The organism is Paracoccus pacificus, from assembly GCF_042680785.1.
GTDB lineage: Bacteria > Pseudomonadota > Alphaproteobacteria > Rhodobacterales > Rhodobacteraceae > Paracoccus > Paracoccus pacificus.
The window spans coordinates 284,695-305,009 of record NZ_JBHUEN010000021.1 but is presented as its reverse complement, the minus strand read 5'-3'; the positions used below and the strand labels follow the sequence as shown (position 1 = coordinate 305,009).

20 protein-coding genes are annotated in these 20,315 nt (G+C 65.7%); 13 read left to right on the top strand and 7 right to left on the bottom strand.

The window, feature by feature from the left end; translation table 11 throughout:
• Window positions 1–46 precede the first annotated feature (46 nt).
• Together ACFSCT_RS09475 and ACFSCT_RS09470 are read right to left on the bottom strand one after the other, a co-directional pair.
• Window positions 47–814: an SDR family oxidoreductase gene (locus ACFSCT_RS09475; RefSeq protein ID WP_379142215.1), complete on the bottom strand. Its 768-nt coding sequence runs from the start codon at window positions 812–814 to the stop codon at window positions 47–49.
• Between the two features lie 272 nt (window positions 815–1,086).
• Entirely contained in the window at window positions 1,087–2,520 is a 1,434-nt protein-coding gene (locus tag ACFSCT_RS09470; RefSeq protein WP_379142213.1) for an amidase, read from the bottom strand.
• A 300-nt stretch (window positions 2,521–2,820) separates the two neighbouring features.
• On the opposite strand from ACFSCT_RS09470, the gene ACFSCT_RS09465 reads away from it, so the two are divergent.
• Entirely contained in the window at window positions 2,821–3,003 is a 183-nt protein-coding gene (locus ACFSCT_RS09465; RefSeq protein WP_379142211.1) for a hypothetical protein, read from the top strand.
• A 79-nt stretch (window positions 3,004–3,082) separates the two neighbouring features.
• On the opposite strand, the gene hmgA is transcribed toward ACFSCT_RS09465, so the two are convergent.
• Entirely contained in the window at window positions 3,083–4,444 is a 1,362-nt protein-coding gene (gene hmgA / locus ACFSCT_RS09460; RefSeq protein WP_379142209.1) for a homogentisate 1,2-dioxygenase, read from the bottom strand.
• 102 nt (window positions 4,445–4,546) lie between these two features.
• Here hmgA and ACFSCT_RS09455 point away from each other — a divergent pair, with 102 nt between their 5' ends.
• Entirely contained in the window at window positions 4,547–4,999 is a 453-nt protein-coding gene (locus tag ACFSCT_RS09455; protein ID WP_379142208.1) for a MarR family winged helix-turn-helix transcriptional regulator, read from the top strand.
• Between the two features lie 289 nt (window positions 5,000–5,288).
• Here ACFSCT_RS09455 and ACFSCT_RS09450 read toward each other — a convergent pair whose 3' ends face one another.
• From ACFSCT_RS09450 to ACFSCT_RS09440, 3 genes are read right to left on the bottom strand one after another with little or no spacing between them, the layout of a single operon-like run.
• The gene (locus ACFSCT_RS09450) at window positions 5,289–6,065 is read right to left on the bottom strand and encodes a glycosyltransferase family 2 protein (RefSeq protein WP_379142207.1); all 777 of its coding nucleotides are present in this window, start codon (window positions 6,063–6,065) and stop codon (window positions 5,289–5,291) included.
• A gap of 1 nt (window position 6,066) precedes the next feature.
• Window positions 6,067–7,653 carry an ArnT family glycosyltransferase gene (locus ACFSCT_RS09445; RefSeq protein ID WP_379142205.1) on the bottom strand — a complete coding sequence of 529 codons (1,587 nt, stop codon included), beginning with the start codon at window positions 7,651–7,653 and terminating at the stop codon, window positions 6,067–6,069.
• Complete coding sequence (locus ACFSCT_RS09440) at window positions 7,650–7,931, bottom strand: lipid-A-disaccharide synthase N-terminal domain-containing protein (RefSeq protein ID WP_379142203.1); 282 nt, start codon at window positions 7,929–7,931, stop codon at window positions 7,650–7,652. The genes ACFSCT_RS09445 and ACFSCT_RS09440 overlap by 4 nt, the downstream gene beginning before the upstream one ends.
• Before the next feature lie 115 nt (window positions 7,932–8,046).
• Here ACFSCT_RS09440 and ACFSCT_RS09435 point away from each other — a divergent pair, with 115 nt between their 5' ends.
• The 11 genes from ACFSCT_RS09435 to ACFSCT_RS09385 all read left to right on the top strand — a co-directional run bounded on the left by ACFSCT_RS09435 (window position 8,047) and on the right by ACFSCT_RS09385 (window position 18,791).
• A complete protein-coding gene (locus ACFSCT_RS09435) occupies window positions 8,047–8,706 on the top strand; it encodes a response regulator transcription factor (protein ID WP_379142201.1) in 660 nt (219 codons plus the stop codon).
• Entirely contained in the window at window positions 8,706–10,046 is a 1,341-nt protein-coding gene (locus tag ACFSCT_RS09430; protein WP_379142199.1) for a sensor histidine kinase, read from the top strand. Before ACFSCT_RS09435 ends, ACFSCT_RS09430 begins: the two co-directional genes overlap by 1 nt.
• A 31-nt stretch (window positions 10,047–10,077) precedes the next feature.
• Entirely contained in the window at window positions 10,078–10,302 is a 225-nt protein-coding gene (locus tag ACFSCT_RS09425; RefSeq protein ID WP_379142240.1) for an ATP-binding protein, read from the top strand.
• 69 nt (window positions 10,303–10,371) lie between these two features.
• Window positions 10,372–10,986, top strand: coding sequence for a glutathione S-transferase family protein (locus tag ACFSCT_RS09420; protein WP_379142198.1), 615 nt, complete (start codon window positions 10,372–10,374; stop codon window positions 10,984–10,986).
• 452 nt (window positions 10,987–11,438) lie between these two features.
• Window positions 11,439–12,215 carry an SDR family NAD(P)-dependent oxidoreductase gene (locus ACFSCT_RS09415; protein ID WP_379142196.1) on the top strand — a complete coding sequence of 259 codons (777 nt, stop codon included), beginning with the start codon at window positions 11,439–11,441 and terminating at the stop codon, window positions 12,213–12,215.
• 121 nt (window positions 12,216–12,336) lie between these two features.
• A complete protein-coding gene (locus tag ACFSCT_RS09410; protein ID WP_379142193.1) occupies window positions 12,337–13,500 on the top strand; it encodes an ABC transporter ATP-binding protein in 1,164 nt (387 codons plus the stop codon).
• Window positions 13,497–14,594, top strand: coding sequence for an ABC transporter substrate-binding protein (locus ACFSCT_RS09405; RefSeq protein WP_379142191.1), 1,098 nt, complete (start codon window positions 13,497–13,499; stop codon window positions 14,592–14,594). The genes ACFSCT_RS09410 and ACFSCT_RS09405 overlap by 4 nt, the downstream gene beginning before the upstream one ends.
• A gap of 72 nt (window positions 14,595–14,666) precedes the next feature.
• A complete protein-coding gene (locus tag ACFSCT_RS09400) occupies window positions 14,667–15,620 on the top strand; it encodes an ABC transporter permease (RefSeq protein WP_379142190.1) in 954 nt (317 codons plus the stop codon).
• A complete protein-coding gene (locus ACFSCT_RS09395) occupies window positions 15,617–16,414 on the top strand; it encodes an ABC transporter permease (protein WP_379142187.1) in 798 nt (265 codons plus the stop codon). The genes ACFSCT_RS09400 and ACFSCT_RS09395 overlap by 4 nt, the downstream gene beginning before the upstream one ends.
• A 32-nt stretch (window positions 16,415–16,446) precedes the next feature.
• On the top strand, window positions 16,447–17,772 hold the full coding sequence (hisD, locus tag ACFSCT_RS09390; protein ID WP_379142184.1) for a histidinol dehydrogenase: 1,326 nt from the start codon (window positions 16,447–16,449) through the stop codon (window positions 17,770–17,772).
• Window positions 17,773–17,777: 5 nt separating this feature from the next.
• Window positions 17,778–18,791, top strand: a complete 1,014-nt coding sequence (locus tag ACFSCT_RS09385) for a zinc-dependent alcohol dehydrogenase (protein WP_379142183.1) — start codon at window positions 17,778–17,780, stop codon at window positions 18,789–18,791.
• A gap of 13 nt (window positions 18,792–18,804) precedes the next feature.
• On the opposite strand, the gene ACFSCT_RS09380 is transcribed toward ACFSCT_RS09385, so the two are convergent.
• Window positions 18,805–20,283, bottom strand: coding sequence for an MORN repeat-containing protein (locus tag ACFSCT_RS09380; protein ID WP_379142181.1), 1,479 nt, complete (start codon window positions 20,281–20,283; stop codon window positions 18,805–18,807).
• Between the last annotated feature and the right edge of the window lie 32 nt (window positions 20,284–20,315).

Below are 20,315 nucleotides of genomic sequence, written 5' to 3'. Positions count from 1 at the left end.
CTTTGGCCCCGTCAAGCCGGACGGCGGGTGCCGTGACCGGCCCCGCTCAGGCCAGCATCTTCAGGTCGCCACAGACCGAAATCGCCTGACCTGAAATGGTTCTGCCGCGCGGACTGGCCAGAAACACGATCTGATCGGCGATCTGTTCGGGCGTCACATATTCCCTGATCGAGGCAAAGGAAAACGCTTCCGCCTCGACCTCGGCGCGGCTGCGCCCCTGTGACTGCGCCTTGGCCTCGAGCACGCGGCGCTGACGCTCGCCGCTGACCAGACCGGGCAGGATGGCGTTGACGCGGATGTTATCCGGGCCAAGCTCGATCGCCAGCGATTTCGTCAACCCGATCACGCCCCATTTCGCCGCCGCATAGGGGGTGCGCAGCCGAAACCCCAAGCGTCCCGCGACCGAGGACATGTTGATGATCGAGGCATTCGCGCTTTGCCGCAGATGTGAAACCGCGCGGGCGCAGCTGGTGAACTGGCTGGTCAGGCAGATGTTCAGGCACCGGTTCCAGTCGACAAGGTCGATATCCTCGATCTTCGCGGTGACCCCGGCGATGCCGGCGTTGTTCACCAGACAGTCAAGGCCGCCCAGCCCCGCCGCCGCCGCGTCGATGAAGCCAATCAGCGCGGGCGCGTCACCCACATCGACGCGGCGCCGGAAAACCTCGTCCGGCAGGGCGTCGAGCCCGGTTTCGTCGATGTCGCAGGTGGCGACACGCGCGCCCTCGGCAAGGAAGGCATCGACGATGGCGCGGCCGATCCCGTTCGCGCCCGCCGTGACGATCACCCGATGCCCGTTCAGTTGCAGATCCATCGCCCGGCCTTTCATCCATGGTTTCCCGGGCGCGCCACCCCCGGTGGCACCGCCCCGCCGCCATCCTGCCCGGCGAATGCGGCCACGGCAATCGCGGCGAAACCTCCACCGTGCGACCCCCGCGCAAGTCGACACGCCGGGTATAGGACGGCGCGCAGACCTTGGCCGCACCGCAACCGGGTCTTGACCGCCACATGGCAGCAGCATCCCGAATCGCCGGCGCCGCCGACGCCCCTTTCATCCGCATGCCCGCGATCCGCAGACGGGCGCCGTCAGTGAATGACGCGGGCGGCTTCGGGAGGCGGGGACGGCCCGCGCAGCGCGGTTTCGATCGCCCATGCGAGCGCCAGCAGCGGGCCATCCGCCTGACGCTGGCCGACCACCTGCAACCCGACCGGCAGGTCATCGGCATCGCCCACGGGCAGGCTGATCGCCGGACAGGGCGACAGCAGGTTGAACGGGCAGGTCATGTCAAGCCCGCGATAAAGCCCGTCCGGCCCGGTCTGGTCATGGTCGGCACCGGCGTCGGCGATCAACGGCGCGGGTTGGGCGCAGGTCGGGCACAGAAACGCGTCGCAATCGTCCAGCACCCGGGCAAAATCATGCCAGTATCGGGTGCGCCTGACCTCAAGCCGTTTGAAGGTGACGGCATCCATTTTCCGCGCCTCCTCCATCAGCGCGACAAGTTTCGGGTCCATGCGATCACGTTCCTTGACCAGGGCGTCGCCCCAGGCGGCGGCAAGGGTGACGGCCCAGATCTGCCCCCACAGGTCGTTCAGACTGCGCGACCACGGCAGGCTTACGTTGACGACTTTCGCGCCCGCGCGCCCAAGCTCATCCGCCGCCGCCTGCACGGCTGTCTCGACGCCCGGATGAACCCGGTAATAGCCCAGATCGACGGACAGGGCGAAGCGGCGTCCGCGCAGGGAAACCGGTCCCAGCGGCATGGGCGCGCGTGCGGTCAGCGACATGATATCCGCCTGATCCGGGCCCTGCGTCACTTGCAGAAACAGCACCGCATCGCGCACGTCCCGGGCCAGCGGTCCGAAATGCGCCATGTCGTCGAAATTCCCGGGCAGAATATCCATGGGTATCCGGCCAAGCGACGGCTTCAGCCCGACCACGCCGCAGAAGGCCGCCGGAATGCGGATCGAGCCGCCCATATCGGTGCCCTCGGCCAGCGGCACGCAATCGGTGGCCACGGCGACCGCGGCCCCGCCCGAGGACCCGCCGGGCGAGCGCGCCGGATCCAGCGGGTGGCGGGTGACCCCCCAGCGCGGGCTTTGGGTAAAGCCGGAATAGGCAAATTCGGGCGTCGTGGTTTTGGCCACGATGATCGCCCCCGCCGCCTTGAGACGCCGGATGATCACCGGATCATGATTGCCCGGCTGATCGCTGATCGCCCACGACCCCCGGGTTGCCGGATGCCCCTTGGACGGCGTGAAATCCTTGATGGCGACCGGTACCCCCGCGAGCGGCCCCGGCACCTCGCCCGCCGCGATCCGGCGGTCGAGTGCGGCGGCGAGCGCCATCGCCTCATCCGCGAATACGGCCGTGAACGCGTTCAGCAAGGGCTGGACCACGGCGATACGCTCCAGACTGGCGCGTATCCGGTCGACCGCGGTGATCCGACCGGCGGTCAGCATCGCGACCGTTTCGGTCGCGCTCAGCGTTGCAAGCCCGCTTGCGGGCGGCGGCGGTCTCATTCGCGAACCCCGCCAAGACGCGTTTTCGCCGTGCCGCTGTCGATCACGTCTCCGGCCATCCGCTTAAAGGTCATATCGAACCCGCGCAATTGACCCGAGGGAATCGTGGCGAGGACGCGACGGGTTCAGGTCAACGCGCGCCGGATGCGCATGACAATGCCCGACAACCGTTGCGGAAACGGCGATGACGCAACGCCCAACGCCCGACAGGCGCGCTGAACGCGAAATCTGTAAACTGTCCATGCCAGCATACCCTTCACACCAAGAACACTTAACAACAACGCAGAAACACCCGCCAGTATGACCGAGTTTTTCACGGCGGGCCAGAAATTCCCCTTTGCCGGAAATGCGCCTTACTGCCGCACAGGCGACGCCGACGCGCGGAGCGTCGGCGGCGCGGGCAAGAGTGCCGAGCTCGGCTTTACGGAAACGCGGGAGACCGGCAATATCTTCGTCGGTGTTGGATTTGGACCGCGGAAATGATCACGACCGGGACCCTATCGCCAGACCACCCCTATCGGTTCCCCCACGCGGCGCCCCGATTACCCCGCCGTGCCTGCGGCTATTTCAGTCCCGGGGTGCCGTCGAATTTCTTTTCAAGGCTTCCCCAGCAGTCGATGTAATCCTCTTGCAGGTGACCGGCCTTTGCGGCGAAGGGGGTCAGGTGCTGCGGAAAGCGGGTTTCAAACATGAAGGACATGGTTTCGTCCAGCTTTTCGGGGTGAAGCTCGGCGTTCGAGGCGGCCTCGAACGCGTTGCGGTCGGGCCCGTGCGGCAGCATGCAATTGTGCAGCGACATCCCGCCCGGCACGAAACCCTTGGGCTTGGCGTCATAGACGCCATAGATATTGCCCATCAGCTCGGACATGACGTTCTTGTGGTACCATGGCGGTCTGAACGTGTTCTCGGCCACCATCCAGCGTTCGCGGAACAGCACGAAGTCGATGTTGGCGGTTCCTTCGACCCCCGACGGCGCGGTCAGAACCGTGAAGATCGACGGATCGGGGTGATCGAACAGGATCGCGCCGACCGGGCAATAGGTGCGCAGATCGTATTTGTACGGGGCGTAATTGCCGTGCCAGGCCACCACGTCCAGCGGCGAATGGCCGATTTCGGTCCTATGGAACTGGCCGCACCATTTCACGGTCACGGTCGAGGGCACCTCGCGGTCCTCGAAAGCCGCGACCGGGGTCTTGAAGTCGCGCCGGTTGGCCATGCAATTCGCGCCGATCGGGCCACGCCCGGGCAGTTCGAACTTCTGGCCATAGTTTTCGCAGACAAAGCCGCGCGCCGGGCCTTCAAGCACCTCGACGCGGTAAACCAGCCCGCGCGGGATCACGGCGATTTCCTTGGGCTCAAGGTCGATGACGCCCAGTTCGGTGCAAAAGCGCAGCCGGCCTTCCTGCGGGACGACCAGCAATTCGCCGTCGGCCGAGAAGAAATAGGCGTCCCGCATCGATTCGGTCACCAGATAGATATGCGCGGCCATCCCGGTCTGGGTGTTCACATCGCCCGCCGTGGTCATGGTGAACATGCCGGTGATCCAGTCCAGCGGCCGGTCGGGCGCCGCGACCGGGTCCCAACGATACTGGCCAAGACTGACGATTTCGGGGTCGATGCAGGGCGCCGATTTCCAATCCGGCACCTTGATCTTACGCAACCGGTGGGTGTGTTTGACGCTGGGCCGTATACGATAACACCACGTCCGTTCGTTCTGATGCGACGGCGCGGTGAAGGCGGTGCCCGACAGTTGCTCGCCATAAAGCCCATAGTTGCATTTCTGCGGCGAGTTCATGCCCTGCGGCAAAGCGCCCGGCAAAGCCTCGGTTTCGAAATCATTGCCGAAACCCGGCATATACCCTTCATGCGGACCGGCGGCACCCACCGCCCGGATCATTCCCTTGGGCAAGTCGAACGTGGTCATCGGCGAATCCTCCGGTTTCCGGTTGGTCGGTATCAGTATTCGTTGTATTTGCAACGAAGTCAAGGTTGTTAGTTGGGTCAAGATATGAACTATCTGAATTTCATGATATTTGTTTGGGTTCTGACCATGATCGACTTTGATCTGAACGCGTTCCTGCCCTATCGCCTGGCGACGGCCGCGTCCCGCGTCAGCAAGGCGTTCGAGCGCCGCTATACCGCCGCCGCCGGGCTGACCGTCCCCGAATGGCGCGTCCTTGCCCATCTTTCGCAGGAAAGCGAGGTTTCGGTGCGCGAGATCGAGGCGCGCGTGGATATGGAGAAATCCAAGATCAGCCGGGCGGCCTCGCGGCTGGAAAAGCAGGGTCTGGTCAAGAAGGTCGCGAATGCGGGCGACCGGCGTCTGGTGTCGCTGTCCCTGACCGATCAGGGGCACGCGCTGATCCAGAAGCTGGTTCCGCTGGCGCTTGAGTTTCAGAAGGAACTCATCAGCACGCTTGGCCCGCAGGCCGAGGCGTTTCTGGACGGGCTGACGCGGGTCAACAACGCGAAGCTCTGACCGGAACGGCGTGGCCCGGGACGATCCTTGCGATCCCACCCCGGTCGCCGGACCCCGCTTGATCAAGGCGACTGGATCGAAGGGACCGTCGGCATCGCAACGCGATCGCGGGTCCGCGTACCGATCCGGCCGGCATCAGGCAACCGCTTGATTGCCAGCGCGCAAACCCGGCCGGCTGGCAGATCGCGGATGAACCTGCCAACGGCGACTCCGGGCGGGATTTACGTCAACAGCGGTCCGGCGACCCCAACGCCTGCCACCCGGCAGGCGGACGCCGGGGGTCGCGTGGTCATGGGCTGGCTTTTTCTTCCGTGGCGATCTTGCCCTTGGCCGGCACCTCGGCCCCGGTTTCCATACCCCGGCGGCCCGATCTGCGGATCAGCCATGCCGCGCCCAGCAGATCGGGAATGCCGACCAGCCCCCGCGCAAGGTTGGAATATTTGGAACAGCCGGTGCTGCGTGGCCTGTGGGTGACATCGACGGTCTGGATCTGCCAGCCCTCGCGCAGCATCATCGCCGGCATGAAACGGTGGATATGATCGAAGAACGGCAGGTCCATATAGGCCTCGCGCCGGAACGCCTTCAGCCCGCAGCCCGAATCCCGCACCCCGTCGTGCAGCAGGGCCGAGCGCAGCCGGTTTGCGAAACGCGAGGCGATCTTTTTGCTCCACGTATCCTGTCGGCCGGCGCGCTGCCCCTGCACCAGCCCAAGCCCGCCTGGCGCGTTTTCAAACGGTGCCAGCAGCAGCGGGATCTGGTCGGGCGGGTTCTGCCCGTCCCCGTCAAGCGTCACGATCAACGGCGCCCGGGCCAGCCGCACCCCGCTGCGAATGGCGGTCGACTGGCCGCGCGAATGGGGATGGCGATGCACCCGCAGCCAGTCGTTGCGCAAGGCAAGCGTTTGCAGGATCTGGTCGGTTCCGTCCTGCGAGCCGTCATCGACCACGATGATCTCGAAATCGCGGCCCGCAAGCACGGTCGCGATCTCCTGCACCAGAGGCGTGATCGCCAAAGCCTCGTCGCGGACCGGGATCACCACGGAAACGGCGGGAACGGGATTTTGCATATCAGGACTCCCCAGCGTCGGTTTTGGGTGCGTTCGCGGCCGACCAGATGCCGTATTCGCGATTGCGGAACAGGATGGTTTGCATGGGCGCCCACGGCATCTCGATCAGATCGACCCGGCCGACCAGCATCCCCTGCGGGTGCTGCGCCACCCATGCCTTGATCGCGGCAAGGTCCTGATCCAGCTCGGCCACCGGGCTGGTCAGTCGCGCGGCAAAGTTGAACTCGGCATGATAGCGGTCGCCGACAAAGGCCAGCCCATCGGCCTGTTTCGGCGCGAGAATCGCGGCGATCGGGTCGGCGCTGTACATCTCGGATGCGTCGGTCAGGCCGATCTGCAGGTTGCTGACCAGTATCGTTCCCAGCGACAGCACCGCCGCCGCCGCCAGCCCGCGCCATCGAAACGCAAGCCAGCAGATCGAGATGATCAGCAACGCCCAGACCAGAAGCATGCTGCGCGGCTGGAACAGCGTCTGCGCCCGGCCAAGCGAGATCAGCCCCGCCCCGGCAAGGATTGCCAGCAGCGCCAGCAGACCCATCACGATGATCGCGGGTAATAGGCTGAAGTTCTGCCGGTTGAAGCCCAGACGGGCGGCGATCAGGGCCAATGCGGGCAGTTCCGGCAGCAGATAATGCACCTGTTTGCCGCTGGCGAGGCTGAACAGGATCAGCGCCCCAACCGGCCAGATCACGCAAAGCATCAGCCCCCCGTCGGCGCGCCAGCTGGTCTGGGCACCGGCTTTCCACAGCGTCGGGCTCCACAACAGCGGAAAGGTCAACAGCGGCAGGATCGACAGATAGAACCACCACGGCCGGGCGTGGGCGAATGAATCGGCCAGCCGGCCGGCACTTTGCTGCCACAGGATCGCGTCCCGGTATTCCTGCCCGCCGGTGATCACCGCCGGCACCAGCCAAAGCGACAGCAGCGCCAGCCCCACCAGCAGGCCAAAGCCGATCCGCAGCGGCAGTTTTTTCCACGACACGAAATCGCGGCTCCACAGCGGCAGAAGGATCGCGGCGGGCAGCAGGTGGAACAGGATGACGGGCCCCTTGATCAGCACGCCGAGCGCGATCGCCGCGCCAAAGCCCGCCCATGGCCACAGCCTGCGCCCGCCGATATCGTCGTCACGCGCCGCCGTCAGCGCGATCAGCCCCAGCAGCGTGGCCACCGTCAGCGGCACGTCGAACATGGTCAGGCTGCCCGAGGTCACGAACACCACCAGCCCCGCCAGCGCAAGCGCCGCGCCGTTGCCGATCGCACGTTCATCCGGCCACAGCCGCCGGCCGAGAACGCTTGTCAGCCAAAGCGCCACACAGGCCATGATCGGCCCGACCAGCCGGGCAGAGAACTCGCTCACCCCGGTGATCAGCCACATCAGGTTGATCGCCCAGAACAGGAACGGCGGCTTGTCGCTGTAGGCGGCGAAGTTCTTGGTCGGGACGAACCAGTCGCCGGACTGATACATCTCCCACGCCACGGCCATATAGCGGGTCTCGTCGATCGGGGTCAGGGGCCGCAGGAACAGCCCGATCGCAAGGGTCACGAAAACGCAGACCATGGCGATCGGCAGGGTGTTTCGCTGGATCATGACGACTGCTCCCGGTTTTTCTTGCTGCCGATCAACATCAGATTGCGGGTATAGATGAACAGGCCCGAGGCCTGTCCGACGGCGAAAACCGGGTCGCGCCGCCAGATCGCATAGGCCAGAAGCGTGGCACCTCCGGCCAGGCTGAACCACCAGAACGCCACGGGAACCACGCTGCGGCGGGCCCGTTCGCTGGCGATCCACTGCACCAGAAACCGCGATGTGAACAAAAGCTGGCCGGAAAAGCCGATTGCCAGCCATATGGTATTTGCCTGAAACATGCCTCATCCTCGCCGGTATTCCGTGCCGGCGTTGCCATTGGTTTGAACCTGCCTATCTGGCCTGAACCTTACCGTTCGCTTACGAAGTGCTGGAACACGCCATGAAGGAGCGGAGATGAGACTTTTGGTCGTCGAGGACGAACCCGATCTGGCCGAGGCCGTCAGCGCCTATCTTGGCTCGGCGGGTCATGCCGTTGATCTGGCCCCTAGCCTTGACGACGCGGGCGCCGCCGCCGCCGCCACCGACTATGACCTGATCCTGCTGGACCTTCAGCTTCCCGACGGTGACGGGCTGTCGCTGTTGCGGGAATTGCGGGCGCAGGGGCACCGCACGCCGGTGCTGATCATCACCGCGCGCGACCGGATCACGGAACGGATCGCCGGGCTCGAGGCGGGAGCCGATGATTATCTGGTCAAGCCCTATGATCTGGACGAGATGCAGGCCCGCATCATGGCGATTCTCCGCCGCTCGGCTTCCGGGGTCGAGGTCGAGCGCAGCTTCGGGCGCCTGCTCATCCGGCCCGCGCGGCGGCAGGTGCTGCTTGACGGCGAAACCGTTCACCTGACGCTGCGCGAATGGGCGCTGATCGAAAAGCTGAGCCGGCGCCCCGACCTGCTGGTCAGCCGCGCCCAGATGGAAGATACGCTGTACGGCTTTGGCGACGAGGTCGCCAGCAACGCCATCGAGGCCCATATCAGCCGCCTGCGCAACAAGCTGGGCCGTGGCGCGATCGTCACCGAACGCGGGTTCGGCTATCGAATGGGGCGGGTCTGATGCGCCGGCTCAGCCTGTCGCATCGCATCACGCTTTTCACCACGCTGGGGCTGGGCGCGATCTGGGTCCTGTCGGTGCTTCTGATGCTGGCGGTTCTGGGGTCCGAACAGGACGAGGTTTTCGACCAGCAGTTGACCGAATCCGCCGATATCCTGTTGCCGCTTCTGTCGCAACTGGAACTGAGCGGTGCGGCCATGACCGACCCATCCGGTCGCGCCAAACCGGTCGCGCTGGACGAGGCGGTGCTGTATCGGCTTTTCGACCGCGATGGCAGGATTCTGCAAAAGGCCGTCCAGGCCGACAAGGCCAACCTGCCCGATCCGACAAGCCTGCCGGCACGGCAGACCGTCGCGACGCGGGATTACCGGATCTATACCACGCCCTTCAATGCGGCGGGCCACGCCGTGCAGATCGCCGCCCCCATGGCCGAGCGGCGCGAGGCGTTCCGCGAAGTGCTGATCGGATTTCTGATCCCGATGATGGCGCTTTTGCCGATCACATGGCTGCTGGTCGGCTGGGCCACGCAGCGTTCACTGGCGCCGATGCGACAGTTGCGCGCCGAAATCTCGGCCCGCGACGGCAATCAGCTTACCATGATCGACGCCGGCGACTGGCCCGAGGATTTGGTCCGGATCGTGGGGGCGTTGAACCGGTTCATGGCGCGTCTGGCCCGCGCACTGGACAGCGAACGCGCTTTCGCGACCAATGCCGCGCATGAATTGCGCACCCCGGTCGCGATCGCCCTGGCCCAGACCCAGCAGTTGCGCCAGATCGTCGACACCGACGAACAGCTCGCCCGCACCGAGGCGTTGGAGCGTGCGCTTCAGCGCACCCGCCGGCTGGTGGCGCGATTGTTGCAGCTTGCCCGCGCCGACGCCGGCATCGGACAGTCCGATACCCAGCATGATCTGGTGCGTCTGACGCGGCTCACGCTGGACGACACCTTGCCGCGGGACCCGGCGCATGAGGTGCGGATCACCCTGCCGGATCAACCTGTCTATGCCCGCGTCGATCCCGACGCCTATGCCATCGTTCTGGGCAATCTGGTCGAAAACGCGCTTCAGCACGCCCCCGAGGGCGCACCGCTGTCCATTGACCTGCAACCGGGCGCGGTCCTGACGGTGGCGAACGGCGGCCCGGCACTGCCCGAGGCCGAGTTGCAAGACCTGACCCGCCGTTTCGCGCGACGGCACGGGGACGGGTTCGGCCTTGGGCTGCATATCTGCGCGCAGATCGTCAACAGCGTCGGGGGCAGGATGCAGTTGATCTCACCCCTGCCGGGTCAGACGACCGGCTTCATGGTCCGGGTGACGTTCCAGCCGGTGAACCCGGAAAGCTGACGGCTTACGCCTTGGCGCAACGGGCGCGGTCCTGACGCTGGCGAACGGCGGCCCGGCGCTGCCCGAGGCCGAGTTGCAAGACCTGACCCGCCTATTCGCGCGACGGCACGGGGACGGGTTCGGCCTTGGGCTGCATATCTGCGCGCAGATCGTCAATAGCGTCGGGGGCCGGATGCAGTTGATCTCACCCCTGCCGGGTCAGGCGAACGGCTTCATGGTGCGGGTGACGTTCCAGCCGGTGAACCCGGAAAGCTGACGGCTTACGCCTTGGCGCGACGGGCGCTATCCTTCCATCCGACAGCCCAGCCAGCGAAGGAAGTTTTTCATGACCATTCGCGTCTTTCATTCACCCGCCTCGCCCTTTGTCCGCAAGGTCATGGTCGCCGCGGCCGAGCGGGGGGTCGCGGTGCAGCCCCTGCCCGCCTCGGCCCTTCCCACCAAGCGCGACCCGACCGTGGTGCGCCATAACGCGACCGGCAAAATTCCCTGCCTGCTGCTGGACGATGACACCCCGATCTTCGACAGCCGGGTGATCACCGCCTATCTCGACTCGATCGGCTCCAAAGGCCCGTCGATCTATCCGCAGGACGATCGGCGCTTTGCGGTGCTGACGGTCGAGGCGCTTGCCGACGCAATCTGCGATGCGGCAGTGCTGCTGCGCTATGAGACCTTCCTGCGCCCGGCGGAAATGCAGTGGGAACCATGGGTGCATGGACAGCAGGACAAGATCAACTCGGGTCTGGGTGATCTGGAAGGCCGCTGGTTCGACACCCTGTCCGAAGGTTTCACCGCCGCCGCGATCGCGACGGCCTGCGCGCTTGGCTATCTGGATTTCCGCCTGCCCGACCGCGATTGGCGCGGCGGCCATCCGAAGCTGGCAAAGTGGTTCACGGCGATCTCGGCCCGTCCCTCGCTGCAATCGACGGTCCCGTCGGCATAAGGCCGATCGTCCGCGCGGGCGCCGCGCCGATGGTCTATGCGGAACCGTGGGAAGATCGGCGTGGTCCGCGCCAGATGCCGGAACGCGGGTGACATGGGAGGATTTCCCGCCCCCGCTTCGGTCGGCCTCGGTCAGGTTGCCGCGCCCTTCCGTTGCTGGCGCCGATCCTGGCTGCGCACAGCGTGGCACATGGGGATGCCCGTTCGCCGGGCAAAATCTGATCACGGGGTGCCCCCCGGCGTCCTGCGCCCATTGGCGCGTGGCGGTGTCCTTTGCACATTCGGGTTTCCGCGCAAACGAATCCTCCGGCGGTTGGCAACGACCCGGACCGCGCTGCCGATTTATCAGGCAGAAGCCGCACAGCCGTGACGCCGCCCCGTCATGACCGTTGACCGGCAGCGGCCAAACTGCCTAGTTTATGTATATACATAATTGCTGCGTGAGGCGGACTTATGTCGGACGAATTGGATCAGTGGTTGCTGGATCAGTTTTCGTACAAGGGCCGCCGCGTGCTGGTGACCGGCGCAAGCCGCGGCATCGGGCAGGCCCTGGCGCTTGGCTTTGCCCGGGCCGGGGCCGAACTTGTCGTCGCCGCCCGAACCGAAACGGCGCTGAACGACACGCTTGACCAGATCGGCGCGCTTGGCGGAACCGCCCGCGGCATTGCCTTTGACCAGACCGACGCGGGGGCGATCGGACCCGCGCTGGCGGAAATCGGTCCGGTCGATGTGCTGGTCAACAATGCCGGGACCGAAGAGGTCCGCCCCGCGCTGGAGGTGGATGAGGCGCTTTGGGACAAGATCGCCGACACCAACTTGAAGGGGGCGTTCTTTGTCGCGCAGGCGGCGGCGAAGGGCATGGCCGCGCAGGGCGGCGGGTCGATCATCAATCTGGCCTCGCTGACCTCATTCGTGGGGGTGCCGACGGCGGTGCCCTATACGGCCTCGAAATCGGGGATCCTTGGCATGACCCGGGCGCTGGCGGCGGAATGGGCGCCTTTGCGCATCCGGGTGAACGCGATTGCGCCCGGCTATTTCCGCACCGACCTGACCGAGGTGTTCTATCAGAACAAGGCGTGGGTTCAGGCGATGACCGAAAGCGTTCCGATGGGACGGCTGGGAGAATTGCAGGATCTGGTCGGCGCGGCGCTGTTTCTTGGCGGCCGCGCCTCGGCCTATGTCACCGGGCAATGCCTGACCATCGACGGGGGAAATCTGGCCGCGATCTGAGCCCGGCGGCGGCGCCTGTCCCGCCCACCGCGAACAGACCCGAGGCGTTGCAGGCAAATTGCTCTGGACAGGACATGGCACTATCCAGTCAGTTCGGACCATACGAAGGTAAAAAGTGAACATGACCGCAGCCCGAGCCCCCGATACCCCTCCGCGCCAGCGTGACGACGCGATGGCGGTCCGGGTCAAGGATGTGTCGATGGATTTCGGCGGCGGCAATCTGGCGGTGGACCGGGCCAGTTTCGATCTGGCGCAGGGCCGTTTCCTGACAATTCTCGGCCCCTCGGGGTCCGGGAAAACCACGCTTTTGCGGATGATCGCTGGATTTCAGCACCCGACCAGCGGCGAGATCACCATCGGCGGCAAGCCGGTTGATGCCGCGCCCCCGCATCGGCGCTCGGTCGGGATGGTGTTCCAGAAGCTGGCGCTGTTTCCGCATATGACGGCGGCGCAGAACGTGGCCTTTCCGCTGAAAATGCGCCGCTTCAACCCGGCCACGATCCCCGGCCGGGTCGCCGAATATCTGGATCTGGTCCGTCTTGGCGGCCTCGGTGACCGCCGGATACATGAGCTTTCCGGCGGCCAGCAACAGCGCGTCGCCATCGCCCGGGCGCTGGTTTTCGCGCCCGAGTTGCTGCTTCTGGATGAACCGCTGGCCGCGCTGGACCGCAAGCTGCGCGAGGAAATGCAACTGGAGTTCCGCCGCATCCAGCACGAGCTTGGCGTGACCACGATCAACGTCACCCATGACCAGCGCGAGGCGCTTGTCGTCTCGGACGACATCATCGTTATCGAAGGCGGCCGCATTCAGCAGCACGCCCGGCCGGTGGCGATGTATCGCGAACCCCTGAACACCTTCGTCGCGGGGTTTCTGGGCGTGTCGACATTCATCGACGGCATCGCCGGCCCGGACGGCATGATCGCCGGCGGCATAACGCTTGCCGGCACGCCCGTGGCGCCGCTGACGGGTGGCGCGCCGGTGCGCGGCGTGATCCGGGCCGAACAGATCCGCATCGCGGGGTCGGCGGCGGCGCTTGCGTCCTGCGACACCCGGCTTGCCGCCACCGTCTCGGACGTGATCTTCGAGGGTGAGCGGTTGCTTTACGTGGTTCACAGCCCCGATTTGCCCGCCACCGAGATCCGCATCTATCACCATGACCCGGCCGCCTTCGATCTGTTCGAGGTCGGGTCGGACGTTTCCATCGGATGGAATGCCCGCGACCTGAAGATTTTCCGCAAGACCCCCGACGAAACCCCTGTTTCCAGCAAGGAGAACGCGACATGACCAACCCATATACCCGCCGCGGCGTATTGCGTGCCGGCGCCATCGGCGGCGGTGCCGCGCTTCTGGGCGCGCTTCCCGGCACCCGGCTGTTCGCACAGGAACCCCAGAAACCGGCCGAACTGATCGTGCGGGCATGGGGCGGCGAATGGGTCGATGCCCTGAAACGCGGCGTGTCGGACCCGTTCACGGAAATGACCGGCATCGCCATCCGCCACGACCTGACCGAGGATAACGAGATCCAGCCGAAGGTCTGGGCGGCCGTCGCGCAAAACCGCGTGCCGCCGATTCACGTCAACTGGGACACCACCACCAACGCCACCAAATCGGCGTTGCGCGGCGTGACCGAGGATCTGTCGGACCTGAAAAACCTTTCCGGCACCACCGAACTGGCGAAACCCGTCGGTCTGGACGGCTATCCGATCGTCAACACCTATGGCTATGTCTATGTGCTGGCTTACCGGCCCGAGGCATTCCCCGACGGTGCCCCGAAGTCGTGGAAGGATCTGCTGGATCCAAGGCTGAAGGGCCGGATCGCGCTTTACAACGACGGCATCGGCTTTCACTTCCCCGCGCAGGTCGCCGGCGGCGGCAAGCTTGAGGATATTCCGGCGAACATGCAACCGGCCTGGGATTTCATCACCCAGATCAAGGGCCAGCAGCCGCTTCTGGGCGAGGATCCCGACTTCACCACATGGTTCCAGAACGGCGAGATCGACGCCGCCTGCACCATTTCCACCAATGCGTTGGCGGCGCGGAAGAACGGCGTCGATCTGGCATGGACCGTCCCGGAAGAGGGCTGCAAATTCGACACCGACGGGCTGTGGATCCCCAAGGGCCTGCCCGAGAACGAACTTTACTGGGCCAAGCAATACATTGATTTCGCGATCACCCCAAAGGCCCAGCAGGTCTGGCTTGACGGGCTTGGCCTGCCGGGCGTGGTGCCGGGGCTGACCCCGCCCGCGGGGCTGGAGAATGACCCCGCCTATCCCACAAAGCCCGAGGATTTCGAGCATCTGATCCGCATCTCGTCGCGCATTCAGGTCGAGAACGAAAGCGCGTGGTTCGCGAAGTTCAAGGAAATCATGCAGGGCTAGCGTTGATGGCTGGCGTCCACCACAAGGCGCCGGCCCATCCCGCCCCCGGAAGGAAATGCCGAAAGCGACCAGATGACCACGGAACGCGATAACCCGGGCTTCAGATACCCGCTCCGCTGGCGGATCATGGATGCGCTGGAATCGGCGCTGGCGGTGATCTGGCCGCGCCGGTTCAGCCGCTATACCGGCTGGGTCTTGCTGATGCCGGCGCTGTTGCTGGTCGGCATTCTGGTGCTGGGGCTGGTCCAGATCGCGGGGGCCTCGCTGCACCGGCTGGATACCAGCACCTATCTGCCCTCGGCCGAATATACGCTGGCGAATTATCAGACCATCATCGACAGCGCGACCTATACGCGGATCATGACCCGTTCGCTTTGGGGGGCGTTTCTGACGGTGGTGTTCACGCTGCTGCTGGCCTTTCCGTTCGCCTATATCCTTGTGCGGACGAAACGCGCATGGACCCGCAAACTGCTGCTGATCCTGCTGTTTCTGCCGTTCTTCATCGGGCAGGTCGTGCGCGCCTATGGCATGCTGATCATCATGGGATCGTCGGGCGCGGTCAACGAGATGCTGGGGCTGGTCGGGGTCGCGCCGATGCGGCTTTTGTTCAACTTTCCCGCCGTGGTGTTCGGGCTGGTCCAATACATGCTGCCTTTCGCGGTGCTGATGCTGGCGCCGGCGCTGACCGCGATTCCGCGGGAAACCGAGACCGCCGCAAGCTCGCTTGGCGCGAGCTGGTGGCGCAGTCTGTGGCACGTGGTTCTGCCGATGGCGCGGCCGGGGCTGGTGGGTGCGGGGCTGGTCGTGGGGACGCTTGCCCTGACCGATTTCGCCATGCCGGCGATGCTGGGCGGCGGATCGCAGGATTTCATCGCCAATGCGATCTATGACCAGTTCTTCCGCACCGCCGATCAGGGCCTCGGCTCGGCGCTGGCGATGGTGCTGGTCGCGCTGGGATCGGTGCTGGTCGGCATCGTGATCGCGGTTTTCGGCACCGGCACGCTGGGCATGGGGGGCCGGAAATGATCAGCCGCTCGCAAAGGATTGTGTTCTGGGGGCTGGTGTGGCTGTCGGTGCTGATGCTGTCGGTGCCGACCATCATCGTGGTCGGGGCGTCCTTCACGCAGGGCAACATGATCGCCTTTCCGCCCGACGGGTTCTCGCTGAAATGGTATGAGAAGATCGCCATGGCGCACGACCTGCGGCAGGCCTTCGCCCGGTCACTGATCGTGTCGCTGATCTGTCTGGCGGTCTCGGTGCCGATCGGGACGCTGGCCGGCATCGCGCTCAGCCGCTATCGGCTGCGGTTTGCCGGCGCGTTACAGGTCTATCTGCTTCTGCCCTTCACCATCCCGCTGATCGGTTCGGGCATCGGGATGATGCTGGTTTTCGGGCAATGGGGAATTCTGGGCAATGTCTGGCCGGTCGGTGTCGCCAGTGCGGTCATCAACCTGCCCTTCATCATCTGGTCGGTGTCCTCGTCCGCCGCCGTCATCGACCCCGATCTGGAGCTTGCGGCCGAAAGCTGCGGTGCCGGGCGGGTCGAGACCTTTCTGCACGTCACCCTGCCCAGCGTGATGCCGGGCGTGATCACCGGCGGGCTTCTGATGTTCGTGCTGGCGATGACCGAGTTTCTGGTCAGCCTGCTTTTGACCGACGCCCGCACCGTCACCCTGCCGGTTCTGATCTACAATAACATCCGCTCGATCATCACGCCCGATCTGGCTGCCGTATCCTCGGTTTTCGTGGTCATCGCGCTGATCGCCGTGTGGCTGCTGGACCGGCTGGTCGGGCTTGAGATCTTCCTGAAATCCAAATGACGCCGCCAAGGCAGACGAAGGGAACCCCCGCGATGGCCGATATCAACGTCCAGATCCTGAAGAACCTCGACCCGGCCCAGCGTGCCCAACTGGTGAAACGGTCCGAATCCGACCTGTCCTTTTTTCTGGAGCGCGTGCAGCCGATCATCGACGCCGTCCGGGCCGAGGGCGATGCCGCGCTGGTCCGTTTCGGGCGCGAGCTGGACCACGCCGAGGGGCTGACCGCCGACAATCTGAAGGCCAGCACGGCCGAATTCGACGCCGCTTTCGACAAGGTCGATCCGAAGGTGATCGAGGCGATCCGCTTCGGCATCAGCAACATCCGCAGTTTCCACGAGGAACAGGCCCCCGAACCGATGTGGCTGAAAGAGGTCCGCCCCGGCGCCTTTGCCGGCGACCGCTATCTGCCGATCGATTCGGTCGCGCTTTATGTCCCGCGCGGCAAAGGGGCGTTCCCCTCGGTCACCATGATGACCTCGGTTCCGGCGGTGGTGGCGGGGGTGCCCAATCTGGCGATCTTCACCCCGCCGGGACCGGACGGCGGGGTTGACGCGGCGACCCTTGTGGCGGCGCGGCTGGCCGGGGTGGAGACGGTCTATAAGGTCGGGGGCGCGCAGGCCGTCGCGGCGGCCGCGCTTGGCACCCGGACGATCCGCAAGGCCAAGAAGATCGTCGGCCCCGGCAGCCCGTGGGTCGTCGCCGCCAAGCGGCTTTTGTCCGGGGTCATCGACCCCGGCCTGCCCGCCGGGCCGTCCGAATGCATCATTCTGGCCGACCAGACCGTATCGGGCGCGTTGGCGGCGCTGGACCTGCTGATCGAGGCCGAACACGGCCCCGACAGCTCGGCCTGGCTGGTCACCCCGTCCGAGCGGGTGATGCGCGAGGCGCTGGAGGTGCTGCCGTGGCTGTGGACCCAGATGACCCCGCAGCGGGTCGAGTTCTCGCAGGCGGTGCTGACCGGGCGCGCGGGCGGTATCGTGCTGGCCGATTCGATGGCCGACGCCTGCGCCTTTGTGAACGAATACGCCCCCGAGCATCTGGAGATCCTGTCCGAACATCCCTTTGAGTATCTGGGCGAGATCACCGAGGCGGCCGAGATCCTGATGGGCACGCGCACGCCGGTCTCGATCGCGAATTTCGCGCTTGGCCCGAACGCCGTGCTGCCGACCTCGCAGGGGGCGAACACTTATGGCCCGCTGTCGGTGCATGACTTCATGCGCCGCAGTTCGGTCGGCTATGTCACCGGCAGGGCCTATCCCGAAATGGCCGGCGCGGCGCGAACGCTGGCGGAATACGAAGGCTTCTCGTCTCACGCCAATGCGGTCAGCGCCATCCGCGAACGGTTCCTGAAGGGCTAGGCGCGATGCGCGCGGTGCGGCTTCACGGCGTGGGCGACCTGCGGGCCGAGGAGATCGCCGAACCCGCCCGGCCCGGCACGGGCGAGGTCACGCTGCGGCTGACGGCCGCGGGCATCTGCGGCTCGGACCTGCATAATTTCAGGACCGGGGCATGGATCACCCGCGCGCCTTCGGTCGCCGGCCATGAATTCACCGGCGTGGTCAGCGCGATCGGCACTGGTGTCGATGACCTGGGCCTCGGTGATCGGATCATCGTCGACAGCCGCTATCTCTGCGGCGCCTGCCCCGCCTGCCTGTCGGGGCGCGGACAGGTCTGCGCCAGGCTTGGGTTTCTGGGCGAGGTCATCGACGGCGGCTTTGCCGAGGCGGTGACGCTGCCCGCCCGCAACGTGATCGCCGCCCCGGCGGGCGTGCTCGACCGGCATCTGGCGATGGCCGAGCCGCTGGCGGTGGCGCTTCACGCGCTGCGGCGGCTGGCCGCGCCGGATGGCGCCGGGATCGCGGTTATCGGCTGCGGCCCGATCGGCGGGTTGGTGGCGCTGCTGGCGCGGCGCATGGGTCACGAGGTTCGGGTCTTTGACCGCAATGCGCGCCGGGCATCGATCGTGGCGAATGCGACAGGCGCGCGGGTCGGCACGGCGGAACACCTGCCCGGCTGTTCCGACGACGGCGCCGCGATTCGCCATGTGGTCGAGACCACCGGCAGCGATCAGGTCATCCGATCGCTGATCGCGACGCTTCCCGGTTGCGGCACCATCGCGCTGGTCGGCATCAGACGGACCGCGCCGGTGATCGACCCAGGTGTTCTGGTCGAGCGTGAAATCTCGGTTCTGGGGTGCCACGCATTCGCCGACCGCGATCTGCATGATGTGGCGGGCATGCTGCCGGCATTAAGCCCCGCGCTCGACCCCTTCATTGCCGAACAGATCCCCTTGGCCGAGGTGCCCGCCGCCTATGCCCGCCATATCGCCGGGCTGAAGACCATCATCTTTTGCGGCGCGGGTCAAAACGGCGGCTGACCGCCCCCGCCGATCACTGTGCGGGGGGCGTCGCGGCCTGCGGCGTCGCCGGTTCGGACGGCGGAACGGGCGAGGGCTGATCCTGTCCCGCCGGCGCGGCGCCCTGACCGTTTTCGGTCAGCACGTTGTCGTTCCATTCGCCTTGCGCCACCGCGCCCGAGCGATAGCGCATGGTGCCCTGACCCTGACGCTTGCCCATGACGAAATTGCCTTCGTAGACATCGCCGTTGGCATAGGTCGCAACCCCCTCGCCATCCAGCTCGCCCGCTTTCCAGCTTCCGTCATAGGTGAAGCCGTCCGGCATGATCAGCCGCCCGCGCCCTTCGCGCAGCCCTTTGACGAAACTGCCGGTATAGGTCGTGCCGTCGGGATAGGTGGCCTGCCCCTCGCCATCGCGCTGACCCTCGCGCCAGGCGCCGGAATAGACATAGCCGTCGGGATAGGTCATGCGGCCCTGCCCTTCGTTGCGGGCATTGCGGAAACCGCCTTCATAGACCAGCCCATTGGCGTAATTGGCCTTGCCCTCGCCCTCGATCACCCCGGCGACCCAGTTGCCCTCATAGGTCGCGCCATCGGGATAAGTGATCTTGCCCTTGCCCTCGGGCAGATCGGCCTTGAGCGCGCCCTGATAGACCGAACCGTCGGGATAGGTGATCCGGCCCTCGCCTTCCATCCGGCCGTCGACCCAGTCGCCTTCATAGACAAAGCCGTCGGTGCCGGTGAAGATGCCCTTGCCCTGCCGCTTGTCCTGCGCAAATCCGCCCACATAGGTGTCGCCGTTGGCATAGGTGACCTTGCCCTGCCCCTCGCGCTTGCCATTGGCCATGCGGCCCTCATAGGTGTCGCCGACCGGCTGGGTCAGCTTGCCGTCGCCGTTCATCTGACCGGCCGCCCACATCCCTTCATAGACCAGCCCGTCCGGCCGGGTCAGCTTGCCCTGGCCCGACCGCTGGCCGTCGCGCATCCCGCCCTGATAGACGGTGCCGTCGGCATAGGTGATCTTGCCCTCGCCCGACTTGACGCCATTCTCCCAGTCGCCGTCATAGACATAGCCGCCATCAAGCGTCAGCACGCCCTTGCCCTGATGCATGCCGTTCAGGAACCCGCCGACATAGGTCGAATTATTGGCATAGGTCGCGGTGCCCTGCCCGGACATCTGGCCGTCGACCCAGTCGCCGTCATAGGTGCCGCCATTGGCGAACACGATCTTGCCGCGCCCCGAGGGCTCGCCATTCACGAACTGACCCTCATAGACCGCGCCATCGGGATAGCGCGCCCGCCCCTTGCCAAGGATCTGACCATCGACCCAGTCGCCGGAATATTCGTAACCGGAGGGCAGGGTATAAGTGCCCTGCCCGTGCTGCCGCCCGTTGCGGAATGTGCCCTGATAGACGCCACCGTCATCGAACTGCTTGGTAACGATCTCTTGCGCGCCGGCTGCGCCGGCAAGCATCGCCAGCGCCAGAACCAGTGCCGCGCGTTTGACTGCCATCCTGCCTTCTCCGTATTTTTGCCGGGTTTAAC